Origin of the sequence: Paenibacillus sp. Soil750 (genome assembly GCF_001428045.1) — a bacterium.
GTDB classification, from domain to species: domain Bacteria; phylum Bacillota; class Bacilli; order Paenibacillales; family NBRC-103111; genus Paenibacillus_E; species Paenibacillus_E allorhizoplanae.
Window position 1 is genome coordinate 1 of record NZ_LMSD01000009.1, and the last position, 19,260, is coordinate 19,260.

At 43.2% G+C, this 19,260-nt stretch carries 13 protein-coding genes and 1 pseudogene; 13 read left to right on the forward strand and 1 reads right to left on the reverse strand.

Going from position 1 to position 19,260, the window contains the following annotated elements:
• Positions 1-170 precede the first annotated feature (170 nt).
• On the reverse strand, positions 171-332 hold the full coding sequence (locus ASL11_RS36355) for a hypothetical protein (protein WP_157256870.1): 162 nt from the start codon (positions 330-332) through the stop codon (positions 171-173).
• 238 nt (positions 333-570) lie between these two features.
• Between ASL11_RS36355 and ASL11_RS09690 the strand changes: the two genes are divergently transcribed.
• From ASL11_RS09690 to ASL11_RS09750, 13 genes and pseudogenes are all read left to right on the forward strand, one after another.
• Entirely contained in the window at positions 571-3,684 is a 3,114-nt protein-coding gene (locus tag ASL11_RS09690) for a hybrid sensor histidine kinase/response regulator (RefSeq protein WP_327205094.1), read from the forward strand.
• The gene (locus ASL11_RS09695) at positions 3,671-4,789 is read left to right on the forward strand and encodes a response regulator (protein WP_056612954.1); all 1,119 of its coding nucleotides are present in this window, start codon (positions 3,671-3,673) and stop codon (positions 4,787-4,789) included. The genes ASL11_RS09690 and ASL11_RS09695 overlap by 14 nt, the downstream gene beginning before the upstream one ends.
• A 156-nt stretch (positions 4,790-4,945) precedes the next feature.
• Positions 4,946-5,317, forward strand: coding sequence for a response regulator (locus ASL11_RS09700; RefSeq protein WP_056612956.1), 372 nt, complete (start codon positions 4,946-4,948; stop codon positions 5,315-5,317).
• A gap of 146 nt (positions 5,318-5,463) precedes the next feature.
• Positions 5,464-6,087, forward strand: a pseudogene (locus ASL11_RS09705) (YfbR-like 5'-deoxynucleotidase); the annotation flags it as partial.
• Positions 6,088-6,544: 457 nt separating this feature from the next.
• The gene (locus tag ASL11_RS09710; protein ID WP_056612959.1) at positions 6,545-6,970 is read left to right on the forward strand and encodes a MerR family transcriptional regulator; all 426 of its coding nucleotides are present in this window, start codon (positions 6,545-6,547) and stop codon (positions 6,968-6,970) included.
• A 17-nt stretch (positions 6,971-6,987) separates the two neighbouring features.
• A complete protein-coding gene (locus ASL11_RS09715; protein WP_056612961.1) occupies positions 6,988-8,235 on the forward strand; it encodes an MFS transporter in 1,248 nt (415 codons plus the stop codon).
• Between the two features lie 281 nt (positions 8,236-8,516).
• Entirely contained in the window at positions 8,517-9,980 is a 1,464-nt protein-coding gene (locus ASL11_RS09720; protein WP_235550433.1) for an RICIN domain-containing protein, read from the forward strand.
• Positions 9,981-10,169: 189 nt separating this feature from the next.
• Positions 10,170-11,810 (forward strand): response regulator transcription factor, encoded by a 1,641-nt coding sequence (locus ASL11_RS09725; RefSeq protein ID WP_056612965.1) that lies wholly within the window; start codon positions 10,170-10,172, stop codon positions 11,808-11,810.
• A gap of 124 nt (positions 11,811-11,934) precedes the next feature.
• Complete coding sequence (locus ASL11_RS09730; RefSeq protein WP_162261629.1) at positions 11,935-13,548, forward strand: sensor histidine kinase; 1,614 nt, start codon at positions 11,935-11,937, stop codon at positions 13,546-13,548.
• 348 nt (positions 13,549-13,896) lie between these two features.
• Positions 13,897-14,871, forward strand: coding sequence for an ABC transporter permease (locus ASL11_RS09735; RefSeq protein WP_063795531.1), 975 nt, complete (start codon positions 13,897-13,899; stop codon positions 14,869-14,871).
• A gap of 24 nt (positions 14,872-14,895) precedes the next feature.
• Positions 14,896-15,807 carry a carbohydrate ABC transporter permease gene (locus ASL11_RS09740; RefSeq protein ID WP_056612969.1) on the forward strand — a complete coding sequence of 304 codons (912 nt, stop codon included), beginning with the start codon at positions 14,896-14,898 and terminating at the stop codon, positions 15,805-15,807.
• A gap of 78 nt (positions 15,808-15,885) precedes the next feature.
• The gene (locus ASL11_RS09745) at positions 15,886-17,460 is read left to right on the forward strand and encodes an ABC transporter substrate-binding protein (RefSeq protein ID WP_056612971.1); all 1,575 of its coding nucleotides are present in this window, start codon (positions 15,886-15,888) and stop codon (positions 17,458-17,460) included.
• 22 nt (positions 17,461-17,482) lie between these two features.
• Complete coding sequence (locus ASL11_RS09750; protein WP_056612973.1) at positions 17,483-18,835, forward strand: hypothetical protein; 1,353 nt, start codon at positions 17,483-17,485, stop codon at positions 18,833-18,835.
• Positions 18,836-19,260 lie beyond the last annotated feature (425 nt).

Genomic DNA, 19,260 nt, shown 5'->3' on the forward strand with positions numbered 1-19,260 from the left:
TAAAAGTTTCATTATATCGTTGTCTTGATTCGCTCATGGACAGACACCTCTTAGTTAGTTGTTAAGATTATTATTACTTCTACACTAAGAGACGTCCACTTTTTATTCTAAGTGCAAAAAGTACATCTAAATTTGGCTAATATAGACACGGAAATTGAAATAAATGGATTTTATGTAGCTAATTTCAGTGGAAAGTAGCTGTACAGCCGTTTCTTTAGGAAATAACTGTACATTTTCCATTTAAACTGAATTTTCAAGGAATAAGCGCTGAAATAAATGGAGTTTTTCCAGTTAACCTTATTTCCAAGCAGCGGTGCCTCGCCAACATTCATTTACCATTGTCTCCTGGCTTCGTTGAATAGTGATAACCTCTTTAATTAAGAGTGATCATTTTTCTTAGCTTTTGGTGTTTTCTGTGATTGAGAGGTATCTAGTGACTTTTGTAGTGATTTAAGTGATTGATCATGTTTGTTCACTCCTAGTATAAGTGATAGAAGGGCTTGTGAGATTTTTGTGAGTATGAAATGATAGAATCACTTGTATCTGACAATCGGAGAAAGGGGACCCATAGTGAGGAATTTTCGTCAAATCATAGGAATCAGCTTGGTGTTCTCGTTTTCTATTTTATTATTTATTGGTATTTATTCGCAGATGATTCCTAGTCAAAACAAGCAGACTGCCAAACAGGGTGTTTTGGATTTATCTAAGGAGGATTTCCACAAGCTAGGCGTTGTTTCTTTAGATGGGGAGTGGGAATTTTATCAAGGGCAGCTGTTAACACCTGCCGATTTTCAATCAGGAACGCGCAGAGATGTCTCTTATATAGACGTGCCCGGTTTATGGAAAGGGAAGACGATAGAAGGTGGTGTAAGCAACAAAGGTTACGGAACTTACCGTCTCTTAGTTCGAGTGGATAATACCGATGACATCTATGGTATGAAGCTGCGCAGCATCCGGATGTCCCATCGGCTGTATGTCGATGGCAAATTGGAGGGGGGAAGCGGACTTCCAGCTATTAATAAAGAAACCAACATGCCAGGGAATACACCTTACAGCACATTTTTTCATGTAAATTCGCAGGAATTTGAGATTTTATTGCAAGTGGCGAATTATGAATATATGTCTGGGGGGATTGTAAATGCCATTCAATTTGGCTTGCATGCAGACATTTCTAAACTAAATAGCTTATTAATCGGAGGTGATTTATCCCTCATTTTGGTGCTTGTCATGTTCGGAGCTTATCATCTCAGTCTTTATTTCCTTCGTAGTCGTGAGAAAACGTATTTACTGAGCGGGTTATATCTCTTCTCCACGGCTGGCGTCCAGTTTCTGTACGGTGAGAAGCTGTTTCAACGACTGTTGCCTCAGATTCCTTTTGATATCACGTATAAAATGCTCGATAGTTTTGAGTTTGTTAGTTCCATTCTTTGTTTATTGTTTTTTTGTTCCATCCACCAGAAGTTGATTTCACGCAACAAGATCAGGTTGCTCATTGCTCCAATCGTTCTGATTGTAGTCGTTATCATTATCTTCCCTTACGCTCTCTATAATGAAGTGAGAAGTTTATTCTTTCTATACATTGGTTTCGTGCCCGTGCTACTTCTCGGTAGAATGGTTTATCTGTTCTTCGATAGTAAGAGAGGTACCTATGAACGGAAAGAACTTGGCTTGTTTATAGTAGCTATCGTCTCGTTAATGGTCTCGTTAGTAGATGGTGTTTTATATTCGGAAAGTGCGATAAACTCGGATTTATGGCATAAAGTTGGGGTTATTGGTTTCATTACGATAATGAATCTGCTGTTAGCGGTACGCTTAACCAATGCGTATGAGAAAACAGAGCTTCTGACACATCGACTTACCGTCTCCAATCAGTTGAAGGACGAGTTTCTAATGCACACCTCCCATGAAATTAAGACGCCGCTGCACGGAATCATGAACATTACCTCATCTCTACTGGATGATGATGAGCACAATTTATCCGTGAGACAGAAGCAAAATCTATGGCTAGTCAAGGATACATCCGTTAAATTATCGATGCTTATGCAGGATCTCATTGATGTGACGCGGTTGAAGCACGGTGAATTGCGGTTGCTTATGACCGTTGTCGATGTGCGGGCCGTGACTCAAATCGTATTTGATGTCTTGCAGTTCGAGCTTGCAGGCAAAGCGTTACGCTTGGATAACCAAGTGCCTCCGGATATGTGGGTCCAAGCGGACGAGAATAGGTTACGTCAAATCATGTACAATTTAGTGCACAATGCAATGAAGCATACCGAACAAGGTATGATCAGCGTAAGTGCAAGCATATTGGAAGAGGACATTCACATTGTCGTTGAGGATACAGGGACGGGGATTTCACCTGATAAATACGCCAAAGTGTTCGAGTATTTCGAACAACAAGAGCATGCTCTACCAGAGGATGGCTACACAGGCATGGGGGTTGGCTTGTATATTAGTCGCAAGCTCGTAGAGCGAATGGGTGGGGACATTCGGATTGAATGGACAGAAGTTGGACAGGGTACGCGAATGGCTTTTAAACTACCGATGGCCATTAATTACATGCCTGTGAGCCAAGAACGATCGATGAGAGATAGCTATCAGCAAAGACATGGAAATGACCCTGAATCTTTGGATAGTCTAGAGGAGCATGCTCATACGATTCTCGTCGTGGATGATGAGGCTTCCAATATGTATACACTGCTGAATATTCTGAAAAGACATAGCTATAATGTGCTTACGGCTTTTTCTGCTAAAGAAGCGATGAGCAAAATGAGTGAACACCCGCAAATTGATCTGATTATCTTAGATGTGATGATGCCAGGCGTTTCTGGGATTGAGCTCTGCCGAGTGTTGCGTACACAGCATTCCATTCTGGATTTGCCTATTTTATTCGCGACGGCCAAGGACACTTCACAAGATATCGCACTTGGATTCAGTGTGGGAGCGAATGACTACGTCACGAAACCATTCGAAGCAGAGACACTAATCGCGAGAATTCAGACCTTGATTGCGATGAAAACCTCGATCCAAGAAGCGATTCGTAATGAGCTTGCCTTCCATCAAGCACAGATTAAGCCTCACTTCCTTTATAATGCGCTTAGCAGTGTAATTTCATTTTGTTATACGGATGGCGAGAAAGCTGCTTATTTATTGTCGAAGCTGAGCCAATTCTTGCGTTATATTCTGGATATGGACCGAAATGACTTATTCGTCAATCTTCATCGGGAGCTCGATTTGATTGATGCCTATGTGGAGATTGAGAAGGCGCGATATGGAGATCGATTTGAATTTATTTGTTACGTAGATGAAAGCCTGAAACATTTCTCTATTCCCTCGCTTTGCATCCAACCGTTTGTGGAGAATGCGATTCGACACGGCTTGTTTGAGAAAGATGAGTACGGAACCGTCACACTAACGATTCAAGAAGGAGACGGTTATTTACATGTGACGATACAGGATAATGGGATCGGAATCCCAGATGATTTGCTCTACCAGATGGCGAACGGAGAACATGGAAGTGGAGGCATTGCGATTGCGAATATTCGTAAAAGGGTAGATAGGATCCCAGGAGCTTCGCTGTCGATCAATTCAGAGATGGGGCGTGGAACGAAGGTTACCATGTATCTGCCTTTAACCGGTAAAGATAAGGAAGTCTTTGTAGAAAGGTGGGATGAACTTGATTAGGGTGGTAATTGTTGAAGATGAAAAACCAATTCTCGAATTAATGAAGGTTCTGATCGGAAGGAATCCGCATTATAGCATCATTGGGGCTTTTCATAATCCGCAGGAAGCGCTAACAGCTATATCAGAACTGAAGCCTGACCTAGCTTTTCTGGATGTAGAGATGCCGAAAATGAATGGGCTTGAACTTGCTCAGAGAATCAATGACATGATGGAGCAGACGAGAATTATCTTTACAACAGCCTATAAGGAGTATGCGTTAGATGCCTTCAAGGTCTATGCGTTTGACTATATCCTTAAGCCAGTCACACCTGCTGCAATTGAACGCATTACGAGTCGCCTCTTGAAGCTGGAACAAGTGACTGAGCCCAACGTAATCAAAACGCGGCAGTCTGTAATCCGTTGTTTCGGAAGCTTGGAGGTACGCAATCCGGAAGGTGCACTTGTCCGATGGCCAACGAAAAAGACGGAGGAGCTGTTCGCCTATTTCCTCTGCAATCCAGGACAGGACATTAACAAATGGTATTTGGCCGATATGTTATGGCCCGATATGTTGGAAGACCGCGCTTCGCATAATTTACATAATACGATTTATCGCTTGAAGAAGCTGTTGAAAGAACAAGAAATCGGAATGGATATTCTCAAAACGAATGATGGCTATATGATAGATACGTTAGGGAGTATGTATGATGTATTGGAGTTCCAGTTAAGTGAGATAACCACCTTAGAAGAGATTCTAGATATGACGCGAGCGGAGCGGATATTTTCCCTTTATCGGGGCTCGTTGTTAGACCGCAAGGATTATCTGTGGAAAACCCAATTGGAGGAGAATTATAGGAAGCAATATACGTCACTTGTATGTTTAATGGTTCAACGGGACTTGCGTGAAGAAGCCTGGAGCAAAGCGGAGTTGAGGTTAGATACGTACTTGACGTTGTATCCTTTGAATGAAGAGATGCACCAAATGCTGATAGATCTCTATGCAAAAAGCGGGAAAAAGGAACGAATTGCTATGCACTATACCAGCTTCAAAGCGTTGTACTTGAGAGAACTCGGGATAGAGCCTTCGAAGGAAATGAGTAATAGCGTAGCTGCCTATTTAAATTAAATGTATATAAAAGACGGAGAGCGTTCAATTGCTTTCCGTCTTTTTGCTTGTTTTCGACATGAATTTCCTTTTTGTGAGAATTTTGAGAGAAGCCATTGCTACAATGGATGAATAGATAGGATATGTTGAGTGAAAGTTGAAAGGGGAGTACGTCCCATGAAAAGAATCATGATTATCGATGATGCTGCTTTTATGAGAGCACTGTTAAAAGATTACTTGAGCTCCCTCGGTCACGAGATTGTCGCAGAAGGCAGCAATGGGCGGGAAGCCATACAATTGTATAAGCGATATAAACCAGACTTAGTGACGATGGATATTACGATGCCCGAGATGGATGGGATTTCGGCGTTGAAGGAAATTATGAAGTTCGATCCCCGGGCAAATGTCATCATGTGTTCGGCCATGGGGCAGCAGCAAATGGTACTCGATTCCATACGTGCTGGTGCCAAAGATTTTCTGGTGAAGCCTTTTAACAATGAAAGAATTGTGGAGGCTGTGGATCGTGTGCTTCTATCAAGATATAGCTAGAGAACTGATTAAAACGTTGACTTTCTAAGTGAGCGTCTTTTTGTTGCGTACGTTAACAATTGTACGAGTTAGTTTTAATCTCCCATTAACAGGCAGCTTGTATACTACATATAGGGACCCGAATATACAATAGGGAGATTACAACTATGGGCATTCATACTTATTTTAGGTCTTTAAATGAGCTAGAAAGAATCATACGATGTCCAGGGAAGTTCAAATTTGAAGAACATAGTGTGGCGGCTCATTCATGGAAAGTAGTTCAATATGCCAAAACACTTGCGGACATCGAAGAGAAAAATGGCGCAATAATTAACTGGAAAAAGCTCTATGAAATTACCAGCAGTCATGATTATGGTGAAATCTTCATTGGAGATATTAAAACGCCTGTCAAACATGCGTCACATGAACTCCGACTATTGATACAACAAGTAGAAGAAGGGATGGTCTATAACTTTATTGAAGAACATATCCCCGCAGAGTTTAAAGAGACTTTCCATAAACAACTGCAAGAGGGTAAAGACGGTTCAATAGAAGGACTGATTTTGGAAGTTGCGGATAAAATGGATCAAGTGTATGAGGCATTTGCTGAGATTCAGAAGGGAAATACAGAAAAAGAATTCGTTACGATGTATCGAAATGCTTTAATTAAAATCAAAAACATTGATTTATTTTGTGTGGAATATTTTTTAACTAACATTCTTCCCGATATGGTAAATGATGAGATGGCTTCACTTGTTGACATCAAAAGGATAACGGAAGAGGCGTTGGCTGACGGACAGAACGAAGAAGGAAGCATGGGGCATAAGGTAGGAAAACGTACTGTAGGTACATTGTCAGTGAATGAAGTGTATCAATTATGAAAATAGGCATGGAAAAAAGCATGTTCAATCAATGAGCTAACATTGATTGAACATGCTTATTTTGTTCTAAACCAAATCAGGCTTCACATCGGCAAATACGAATGGCGTGACGATATTGCCAATCCGCTTTCCTTCTAAGGTCAAAGAAGCATTATTTATCTCTCGCGGCAGAGAGGTTCCGTCAATTCGTTATCACCTATTTCAGGAATATGGAGATGGAAAAGGAATAGAAAACGAGCAACTGCGCAGAATAAGTCTTGTAAAATCTTGGCGTGCGTGGCTCTTCAAAAGTTAACGTTGACGTTAACGTTTAAAAAGATTATGATAATGACATCGAGAAGAAAATTGGTTGGAAGGGAGTGTTCAAATGGATAAATTCAAAATTGACGATGTGGCCAAAGAGAGCGGATTGACGAAGCGAACGATTCGTTACTATGAGGAAATCGGAGTACTGTTTCCCCCAGAACGTAGTGAGGGAGGCATGCGCCTATATACACGCAAACATATCGAAAGATTGAGTCAAATCGTGAATGCCCGGGATGTTCTTGGATTTTCACTTATGGAAATTCAAGATTTCGTTGCGATTCGAGAAAAAATGGACGAACAAAAGCAAGTCTATTGGAAAACCGAGGCTGCAGAAGAGAAGCTTTCGCAATTGCGGGAGATGAAGGTCATGGTCGACAAACAAATGGATATGGTTGACCAGAAACTCTCCAAGATGGCTGAGTTTCGTAAAGAAATTGAATATATGCAGAAACGTATCAATGATGGTATTACTAAAATGTCAACATAAAAGGAGTCTTCGGGCACATGCAACCTACAGCTACGAGTAAGGCCAATCCGGTCGTACAGCCTCATCAGAATGCACCAAAAGTCAGTATGTTCAGTCAACCGAAAGCGGTATGGGCTGTTGTTTTCGCCAGTATTATCGCTTTCATGGGCCTCGGTCTCGTTGACCCAATATTGCCAGCTATTGCTAAGAAGCTTCATGCTTCTCATAGTGACGTTACTTTGTTGTTTACAAGCTACAATGCCGTCATGGCGGTAGCGATGTTAATTACAGGCGTCGTCTCGTCCCGTCTGGGCATCAAAAAAACGTTGCTCGCTGGCATCATCATCATTGCTCTTTTCTCTGCATTAGGTGGTATGTCAAATAGTATTTGGAGTCTTGTATGGTTACGTGGGGGATGGGGCCTCGGTAACGCGCTATTCGTCGCTACAGCGTTGTCAGCTATCGTATCTTTGTCCAAAACAGGTGTTGCACGTTCCATTATTTTGTTCGAAGTAGCCGTTGGTCTGGGGATCTCTGTAGGCCCTCTGTTAGGTGGAGAGCTGGGTGCTATCTCCTGGAGAGGTCCATTCTTCGGCGTAGCCGGTCTTATGGTCATTGCCTTCTTTATGATTCTTTTTATTATGCCTAAACCACAAACTCAAATTCGTCCCAAGAAAGCTTCATTGGCTGATCCGTTCCGCGCCTTGAAATTCAAAGCACTTCGTACATTCGGAATCGCAGCTTTTCTATATAACTTCGGATTCTTCACCTTGCTTGTATACGCTGCACTAGTATTGGGGAAATTAGGACTGGATGAGCATCAACTCGGTTACGTTTTCTTAGGCTGGGGACTTATGCTTGCCTTTACTTCTGTTTTTACAGCGCCGAAGCTGCAGAAACGCTTTGGTACAGTACCGTCTATGTGTGTTCAATTACTTCTGTTCGCTGTTACTTTGTTTGTCATGGCGAATTGGACGACAGATAAAACCGTCATTATCGTCGCTGTCATCATCGCAGGCGCTTTCTTAGGAAATAATAATACCTTAATCACAACCGCGGTTATGAACGCGGCACCAGTCGAACGTCCAACAGCGTCGGCGGCATACAGTTTCTTGCGTTTCATCGGAGGGGCCATCGCCCCATTTCTGGCAGGCAAGCTAGCTGAATGGTTTAATCCACATATGCCGTTTATCGTCGGCGGCGCGTGTGTTGTTGTGGCTGTCATTTATCTTTGGCTGAACCGCCAACATTTGAAACATGTCGATGATGTTGAGAGTGCGCATTAAAATGTTCGGAGAGCCCGCTAATCAGCGAGGCTCTTTTGTTCGTTGTAGGTAACTTTCACCGGATGGACATGCAAAATGTTCAGGAATGTGATCAAAGTGGGGATTCCCATTGTTCGAATTGTTCATAGAACTTGTGATAATTCACTATGAAATAGCCCATGAATCCTCTAACATTAGCCTCAGCTGGATATGGAATGGGGGTGAACATAAAGCTGTATGATGGATGTCTCAGTAGGATTGAAGTACCGCTTGTCTCAGTTTAGAACGAAAGGATGAGAGCCGTGTACGTTCATTCAAAAGAAAAATACGTAAGTAAGTTGTTCATTGCAGGATTAATTGTTGCACTTTTCCTATCATTGTTTTTGACCACACACAAGGCTGAAGCTGCAAGCGTTACCATTCCAAGTAATGGCGTTCAAATAAAGGATAGTGCAGGTAATCTTTTGCAAGCGCATGGCGGAGGTATTATTAAAGTAGGATCGTATTATTACTGGTTCGGCGAAAATAGAAGCGGGGATAACTTAGTCGCTTGTTACCGCTCCACGGATCTCAAAACCTGGGAATTCCGCAATAATGTTCTCAAACATTCGTCAGCACCTGAACTCGCGACTGCGAATATTGAGCGGCCTAAAGTCATTTACAATGCCTCTACCGGTCAATTTGTCATGTGGATGCATAAAGAAAATGGCGTAGATTACAGCGAAGCAAGAGCGGCAGTTGCGTACTCTTCTACCATCGATGGCAACTACACCTGGCAGGGCAGCTTCCAACCAGAAGGTCAGTACATGTCTCGTGACGATACTTTGTTCGTGGATGACGATGGATCCGCCTATTTCATTTCTTCTGCCAGGGAAAATTTAGATACGCATATCTATAAGCTTTCTTCCGATTACCGATCCATCGCCTCTTTAGTTCAGAAGGTTTGGGTAGGTTCTCAACGTGAAGCAGCAGCTATGTTCAAAAGGAATGGTGTCTACTTCCTCGTGACCTCGGGAGCAACCGGCTGGGCGCCGAATCAAATGAAATATGGGACAGCAACTAGCATCGCAGGGACATGGAGTGCGCTTAGCAACGTCGGTGACGGTACTTCATTTGATTCACAGCCAGCTTACATTGTCCCTGTTCAAGGCACTTCCACAACATCCTACCTCTATATTGGGGATAGATGGGCTGGTGCATGGGGAGGCATTGTGAATGACTCAAGGTACGTATTCCTGCCGATATCCTTCCCATCGAATACTTCTATGAGCCTTACGTATTATGACAAATTAACAATTGATACGGCGACTGGCACGATTTCGGGATCGAATTACAGCATTAATTCAACTACGAATTACAAGATACTCAATCGAAATAGCAATAAGTCATTGGCCGTTAGCGGCACGGATAAAACACTCAGTGCAGCACCAATCCAGCAGTTTACGGATACGACGTCGCTCTTCCAGAGATGGCAATTCGTGAAGAAAGCGAATGGTTACTACAGTATTATTAACAAACAAAGCGGCAAATACATGGATATTAACGGTCAATCCACAGCGGATGGCGCAACGAACATTCAATATCCAAGCAATGGCGGTAAGAATCAAGAATGGCTGCTGGTGGATCTAGGAAATGGCTATTATGCCATTGAGAATCGCAATAGCCGTAAATTTATGGATATCAGTGGCAGCTCGACAGCGGATGGTGGACAGAACATACAATATACGTGGAATGGCGGCAATAATCAGCAGTGGACGATTAATTAAATGGATTAGTCATAAGAGGAGGGGAACATATTCCCTTCCTCTTTTCATTTCTGATGCATACGAGTGTCAGCGTCCTAGAATTGATCACGTTCTTCCCTGAAATTATCATAGACAGTGCAAAAGCCGAAGGCTAACATGGTATCATAGAGGATATTTGGCAGTAGGTTGTCTTACAGGGGGGAACCGGCGATGTATAAAATTCTGGTCGTGGATGATGAACCGACAGTTAGTGCGGGGATTAAAAGTTATTTGATGAGATCAGAGCTGGGAATCGATCATGTGGAAACCGCTTCGAATGGGTTTGAGGCATTAGATTGCTTACGCATGGACACTTATGATCTCGTATTGACGGACATACAGATGGGGATGATGAACGGGATCGAACTGATGGAAGCGATTCTTTTGGAACAGCCTCATCTTCCAGTCATTGTTATTTCCGCCCATGAGAAGTTTGACTTTGCCAAGAGAGCGCTCCGATTAGGTGCCAAGGATTATTTAATCAAGCCCGTAGAGTTGGATGAACTAATGCGCGTTGTCGGCAAAGCCCTCCAGGAGAAGAAGGAAATGGGGAGACTGACGCTGCAACGTCCAGAGGCGGATCGTAGTCAAGATGGTCATTTGCTCAAAAAGAGGCACGAAGCGCTCATCGAATTGGTAACGGAAACCGATCTGCAGGAGAAAGATTATGAAGATCTTCTTCGTGAAATCGGCAGCTCGCTCAAAGAGCAAGGCTATTGGTATGGTATCGCCGCCGTTCATTTGAACCTAAGTAAAGGTGGTTTTAGTAATCAAGACATTACATTAATGGACCGAAAGCTTTTGAAATATGCATCGGTGAATATATTGGAAGAAAGTCTGTCGGATTGGTGCGGCGTAGCCTTTTATGGATTTGGTAATCAGCTTGTTTGTGTGATCCAATTGGAAGCTTCCGATAACGTGGACACGCGGTTGCCGATGAATTCGCAACTGAATCTGATCGGTCAAACGATCATTATTAATCTGAAACAATATTTGAACGTAGACGTCACCGTCGGGATGAGTACACTTAGCCCGGATTTGTCGATGCTGCCGAAGCTGATGGAAGAGGCGAATGCGGCCATCGAATGGCGCAAGCTGCACCCTGATAATAACGTGCTGTATTATGAGGATATGTCGGCTCTAGGCAATATGAGGATGATGGAATGGGCAGCCATGGTGGAAGAGATCGTGATCCACATGAAAACGGTGGATGAAGTAAGGCTTGCTCAGGAGCTGCAATCCGCGGTGAAAATACTAGCAAACTTGACGCATTCAGAAGGCTTATTTCATAGCTGTTTCGGATTATTGGTGTATCGTTTGTATGGATTACTCTTTGATAATGGACAAGAATCAAGCAGTTCCTTCCGTCAGTATGATCCGGATGTTTACTTCAGAGGTATGGAAATCAGCCGGAAAGTAGCCTGTCTACACGAGTATGTTCAAGGGCTCGCTGATGTAATCCGTGCCTGTATTAGCGAGAGGGATCAGACGGTTGTATCACGCATAACGGCTTACATTTACAATCATTATGGCAATCATGAGCTGAAGATTCAGGATATTGCGGGTGAAGTGCATTTCAGTGCGGCCTATGTGAGTTATTTGTTCAAAAGGGAAACGAACAAAAACGTCTGGGACTTCGTCTCCGAAGTGCGGATTGAGGAAGCGAAGCGTTTGCTTGCCGTAACCGAATTGAAGCGGTATGAAATTTCATATCAAGTGGGATATCAGTCGCCGGAGCATTTCAGCCGAATGTTCAAACGTTTCATCGGAATCTCTCCGGCTGATTATCGCAAAGAGATCAGGGGGAATTAAACTGAAGCTCCAATATAAAGTCATTGTGGCATTCTGTTTATTCATCATCGGGCCGTTTCTGATAGTCGGCTGGATCTCCTTCTCTCGAACCTCCGCTACGATTAAGGATGAGGTTGGGAAGACGATGCTTCAGTTAGTGAAGCAGAATCACGCCACGGTGGAGAATTCGTTGTCTTCGGTCAGAGATAAGACAGTAACATTTCTGGATAATCATTTTTTCAGCAACCCCAAGCAATTTGCTTTCTGGACTCATATTGAGACGATAAATGCATTAAGCGAAGCAGATACGATTCTGGATCGCTGGTCATCGGATGGCACCGAATATGCCATCTATATGGCGAATAGAGGAAATCAGCCATTTCCAATCAATGCACTTTATAAAAAACAGGGGCTTATTTATCTGGATAGCAGCAGTACTTACCCGGAATGGGCTTTACAGACCCAAGAAGAGAAAGGGGCTGGAAGTCTTCGACTAGCCAAGTCGAGTTCAGGACAGCCGACAGTAACGTTTACACGAAGTATTTTGAATCCAGAAAAATATGACGAATTGATTGGTTTTCTTGCTGTTTCCAAAGTGGAGGTTTTATTGACCAAGAATCTTGTTTCGGTACAACTGCCGGATCAAGCAGGAGTCTTTTTATTCGATAACCGGGATGAACTGCTCTTGAAGTCGGGTTCGGCAGACATGGAGTTATCCGAATTACCAGAAGCCCTTCACAATAAATCGAATGGTTACTATTATTCGGAGTCCAATAATCATAAATATCTCTACGCCGTCTCCTATGAGTTTAACTTCAATACACGATTAATCTATAAGATTCCGTTGGAATCAATAATGGGCAAACAAACGAGCTTTCAACAGTTAATTATGGTGATGCTTGCCATCTATTTAGTTTTAGTTTTGCTGTTCGTCTTGTATTTGCTGCGAAATATCATTAAACCTTTGGCTCGGTTAGTCACATTCACACGAGTGTATGAGCTGGGCAGACCTTTTGACTTTGGAGATCCGTCATCACGTTCACGATCGGATGAGTTCGGCGTTTTGTACACAGCGTTTATTCGTATGACGGGCAGGCTGAATGAATCGATTGAAGAAAATTATGGGATGAAAATCAAACAGAAGGAACAGGAGTTGAACACACTCCATTCTCAAATTACGCCGCATCTGCTTTACAATACGCTAGATTCGATCTACTGGTATGCCCTAGAAAGCGGCAATCACGATGTTGGCGGTATGGTCAAAGACTTATCGAAACTGCTGCGCATCGGGTTAAGCAAAGGGAAGAGTATGATTCCGATCAGCGAAGAACTGGAGCATGTTCGTGCCTATATTCGCCTTCAAATGAAGCGTTATCCAGGGAACTTCGAAGTGTTCTGGGACATTGATCAAGACCTCGAAGTGTTCAAAATGCCCAAGGTCATCATCCAACCGCTTGTGGAGAACGCGATATTCCATGGTATTCAAAGTATGGATGGGGAAGGCCATCTGTGGGTTCGATTGAAACGCGTCGAAGATGAGATTCATATCCTTGTTGAGGACAATGGATTTATTCCGGTGAATCTCGAGAAGCTTATCATGATTGTCAGTGGGGAAATAGACGACAAAGGCTATGGCATTCGCAATGTTCACCAACGCATACAGTTGCATTATGGGGATTCGTATGGGTTAGGCTACCGTCTGCGGGACGGTGGCGGGCTCATTGCTACCATTACGATTCCGATTCATCCAAGTGAATAACGTGAGGAAAAGATCCGGCCTTTGGCCGGATCTTTTTTGTCATCAGTGTGGCGATTTTGCAGATTTTGCGCCAATCGCACGCTAGCGCACAAATATTGTGCGCAAGGGAAGTACCCGGTCGACCATGGCACGCTAGCGCACAAATATCAAAAAGGCGGTGCATGCCGCCTATTCTCAGTTTTGGGCAGCGTGTCAGGAATCGCGGCGCAGCCGCATTTTACACGCAACAGTAGTGATTTTTCCATGAATGTACTTGCTGAGTATTCATCACGTTCTTATGTGGATACATCATCGAAATAAGGGATCCCTTATTCTATACTTGATTTAACAGAGAAAGGAGTGGACGCAGTGAGAGAGACAGCCGCACCTGCACGACAGGCAGGGCAGACACGATATCGCACCAAGGGAGTTAAGTTTTGGCGGAACTTCTGGCAATTCAGAACGCTGACATTGATGTTAGTGCCTGCAGCCCTCGTGCTATTGCTTAATAATTATTTACCGATGTTCGGGCTATTCATTGCCTTCAAGAAAATCAATTATGTCGATGGTATTTGGGGGAGTCCTTGGATTGGTTTCGAAAATTTCACATTTCTATTCAACAATGGATCTTTGTGGCGAATTGTACGAAATACAGTAGGCTACAGCATGACGTTTATGATTGTGAATTTGATTTTATCCGTGGCTATTGCCTTGGCACTCAATGAGCTTCGGAGCCGCATAGCGGTTAAGAGTTATCAGAGTTTACTGATTATGCCCCATTTTTTATCTATGATCGTTATTAGTTATCTTGTTTACGCATTCCTGCACCCGACGCATGGTTTCATTAACTCCACAGTAATGGAATGGCTGGGTAAAGAACCAGTGTCCTGGTACATGGTAAAGGAATATTGGCCATTCATACTTACAGTAGTCAGCGCTTGGAAAGGCGTAGGTATCGGTGCCGTTATCTACATCGCAGCGATCGCGGGTATTGATCCTGAGTATTATGAAGCAGCAGTTATTGACGGGGCCTCGAAGTGGAAGCAGATGATGCATATCACCTTACCTTCGATTATGCCAATTATCATTATCATTACAATTCTTAATATGGGACATATATTCAATTCAGACTTTGGATTATTTTACCAAGTACCGTTGGATTCTGGTGTCTTATATCCAGCCACCGATACCGTAGATACGTATGTGTACCGTGTTTTGACGCAACTGAATGATATCGGCATGTCCTCGGCAGCAGCTATGGTACAGTCGGTTCTAGGTTTCATTATGGTATTTCTGACGAATGGAGCGGTCCGTCGAATAAATTCGGATCAAGCTTTATTCTAATTGATTGGATAGGAAGTGAACCTGATGGTCTCCAAATCGTATCGAAGGGAAAACCGAATTTCCCCATTGGCTGAGACGATACTGAATGTCATTTTCGTCTTATTATCGCTAGCCTGCCTACTACCTGTCGTTCTTGTCATCATTGTATCTGCCACACATAATGATTCTTTGATCAATGAAGGATACAGCTTTTTCCCTTCGAAATGGTCGTTGATTGCTTATAAGACTGTATTCAAAGATTTTACGACGATGGCAAATGCTTACAAAGTTTCTATTGGGATTACCGTCGTAGGCACCCTATTAAGTGTCTTACTGATGGCTTTATACGCGTATCCCTTATCTCGCAAGGATTATCCATATCGTAACGTGTTTACTTTCTTTCTATTCTTCACGATGTTATTTAATGGTGGAATAGTGAGTCGTTATATGATTTACACCCAGACGCTTCATCTGAAAGACTCTTATATGGCCTTGATCCTACCGCTCTTAATCGTTCCGTTCAATGTGATTATAATGCGCACATTTTTCCAGTCAACGATTCATCCCGCATTAATCGAATCTGCGCGCATTGATGGAGCAGGTGAACTGCGTATCTTCTTACGCATTGTTCTTCCCTTATCACTTCCAGTGCTCGCGACGATGGCCTTATTCTCAACGATTAATTATTGGAACGATTGGTTCAATGCCTTGCTCTTCATCAATAAGGAGCATATGTATCCCATACAGTTCCTCATGTTGCGTGTGCTGAAGGATGTTCAGTATATCCGCGAGAATCTGACGATAGCCGCTCAGAATCCAGAGTTGCTTAAGAATTTGCCCAATGAGTCACTGCAAATGGCTTTAGCTTTTATTGCTATGGGACCCATACTGATTGTCTACCCGTTCTTTCAAAAATATTTCGTCAAAGGTTTAACGGTCGGTGCCGTTAAAGGCTGATCACAGTAACACCGGCTGCGAATTGCTACTCGCATTCGTCAGTCGTTTCCTATAACATTCTATACAGGAGGGTCCACAATGAAACGTAGAAAATCAGTAATGCTAGCCCCTATGGCGCTAGCGCTTGGATTGACCGCAGTACTGCCTGCGTGTTCCAGTGATAACAAAGTAGCTACATCTGCAAGTCCAGCTGCAACTGCAGCCAGTTCGGCTGTTCCAGCTAATCCGAAAGCAGCCTTGGAGCCTTATGATGTGTCACTCATCTATCAAGCTAAACCGATGAAGGACGATGCGCTCGTACAGGAAGAACTGAATAAATATTTGAAAGAAAAAATTAACACAACAGTTTCCCTGCAGCCGATTGCTTCAGCCGATTATAAGAAGAAAACAGAGTTGATGATGAACACGGGTGAGAAAATGGATCTCGTATTCACAGCTTCTTGGCTGGATTTCTCAGCGAATGTGACAAAGGGTGCTTTCTTGGAACTCGATACACTTCTCGATAAATTTGCACCAGAAACGAAAAAAATGCTTCACCCGCTATATCTAGAAGCACCACGTTATAAAGGGAAATTGTATGCGGTTCCAACGGATAAAGAAATCACACAAGGGAAAGCTTGGACATTCCGTAAGGATATCATTGACAAGTATCAAATTCCGATTGATAAGATCAATAAGGTAGAAGACTTGGAACCGTATTTTGAAAAAATTAAAAAAGATAATCCGGACATCATCAATAACTATGTGGCTGGTGGAACTTCTAACGGTGCGAGCTTCATGATGTATGAATCCAAATCGAATTATCGTCCGATCGGGCCAACTCCTGCTAAAATGCCGATGTTCTTCTTGGATTACAAGTCAACGGATATGAAGGTCAAAACTGTGTTGGATCAAGATATTGTTGATTTGAATAAAGCAGATGCAGAAACGTACCGTAAATTTTATGAAAAAGGGTACACCAATGCTGATGCAGCTACGGTAACGACCAATATTGGGGAGATCCGCAAGCAAGGTAAAATTTGGGTACAATCCACAGTATGGAAACCTGGTTCAGATATCGAGTTGAAGATTGCCGACAACGGCGCGTATGACTGGGTTTCCCGCGTTATTGAAGAACCAATCGTAACAACGGATTTGGCAACAGGTTCCATGCTTTCCATTTCGAGAACTTCGAAGAACCCAGAAAGAGCGATGATGGTGCTTAACTACCTTCATACGGATCCTTACGTAATCAACCTTCTTGTTAATGGTATTGAAGGCAAACACTACAAAAAAGTAGGTCCAAACCGTATCGAACCGATTAAAGATTCCGGTTATGATAGCCAAGTATTCTGGGTGCTTGGTAACCAATTCTTGAACTACATGAAACCTGGTCAACCAGACGATCTGTATGACAGCTGGAAGAAATTCAACAATGATGCGAAACGCTTCCCGTTAATTGGATTTGTTTTCGATGACACGAATGTGAAGAATGAGATTGCTCAGTTAACGACAATTGTGAACGAATATAAAGTGACTAGTACGGGTGCAGTGCCGAATCCTTCGAAATTGCTTGATGAGCGTAATGCGAAGTTGAAAACAGCAGGACTTGAGAAAGTAAGCGCTGAGCTTCAGAAGCAAATCGATGCTTGGTGGAAAGAGAACAAAAAATAGGAAGAGCAAGAGGTGATTACCGTTGAAACCCCAGAACCTCATATACACTTTCGTTAGCTATGCCTCCCACTATGATACACCTTGGGGACATGGAACTGCTGTCGAAGGTGTGGAGCGAACAGCAAGATTAGCCCATGCCCATGGGATACCCGTGACATGGATCGTCAACCGAGGCTCAATACCCGTATTGGGTGAGCAAATTCGGCAGTGGCATGAGGATTATGGCGACGATATCATTCTGCAATGCCCTTTCTTTATGGAAGATATGGGGATGTCGAAGGATGCATTGAAAGCGCGTCTGGAAGCCGATTGGAATTTTGTGAAGGAAGCCTTTCCTTGGGCAACAACGAAGATTGCAGGCAGAGGAAAGATTTACAATGAAGTGATTGAAGTGCTCGAGGAGTTGGACTTTCAGGGCATGTGGGGCTATTGCTGGGAGCAAGTGTGGTGGGATGGTATAACACATAAAGGGATCCCATGGGGATCCTGGTATGTGGATAGTCATCGCTATAAGATTCCACATGCAGGCAAAGGGAAAGTTGTCGCATGTGAATGGACAGCACGGGATCTGCATTTGTCCTACCATACAGGAAGTCCTGTTATTTACTCGACCGACCCTAATGATGTGCTGCGTGCAGGTTTGTGTACGGGGGAAGAGATTACGTATTGGAAAATGCTGTTTGACGAATATTTGGCCAATACGGATCACAATGAGCAGGTGTTCTTTCTGCAACAGCAGGAGGCACATGAAATGGAGTTCAGTGAACGCTTTCAAGTGTTTCCGGCTTCCCATGTTGAGGCATGTGAAGGGATGCTCGACCGATTCTTTGCCTACGTGGCGCAGTGTGGCGTCACACTGACAACCTTGCCGAAGGCGATGGCTACGTATCATGAGCAAAATCAAATCACTGCACCGTCCTATATGTTGACAAAGGATAAACCGATTCGTCCTGAAGTGAACGACTACACGATGACATTAGGCGGTGTGGCCGCAGGACCTTGGCCAGATACGTTCTTCTACTATGATAGTCAGTGTCAGATGGTTTTCGTCAATGGGGAATGTAAACCGCGGCTTGTCCGCAATTATGTCGGTCAATGGGATATGCAAGACGAATTCGAGGAGAAGATTCCACCGTTATTCATAACGACGTACGAGAAGACGAGTGAACGTATCGAGCTCGTTTACGAGATCGGGAACTGGAAGCCGATGCCGTTCGGTCTAACGTATTGGGATGATGAGCTAAGTGACTATGAAATCGAAAGTTGCTCAAGCGATGTGGAATTGAAAGTGATTAAAGATGAATTAGCTTTTCTGCGCTTCAATCTGACTGGAGAGAAAAGAACGATACGGCTAGTCTTCCGGAGAAAGATGTAGGGTAGCAGAAGAAAAGAAGAGGGCCTCGCGTTTGCGAGGTTCTTTTTTTCTTTTCTTTACTTTTCTGTTTGATGGTGTGTGACAATTAGTGGCATGTCATCATTGCTAGGTACGAATATATGGGTTTCCTGCAGTTAATTCTTCGGTTTTTCCGTTCATTTGCAGACTAGATGGAAATTCTACAGTTAAAATCTGTAAATATCATCGAAATGTGCTTACGGGGGAGGATTAGCTACATATTTTACATCTAAATCGAATTTTCGAGGAAATAGCTCAATATTAGCCTGTACTATTTCCAGTTAATCTGTTTTGCGCCCCCAAAGGGGGGCATGAACCACAGAAGTTGCAGAAGTAGCAGAAGTAGTAGAATCAGTTGAAGTAGTCGAAATAGAAAAAGCCGCTTCTGCCCAACTCCCAGAATTGAT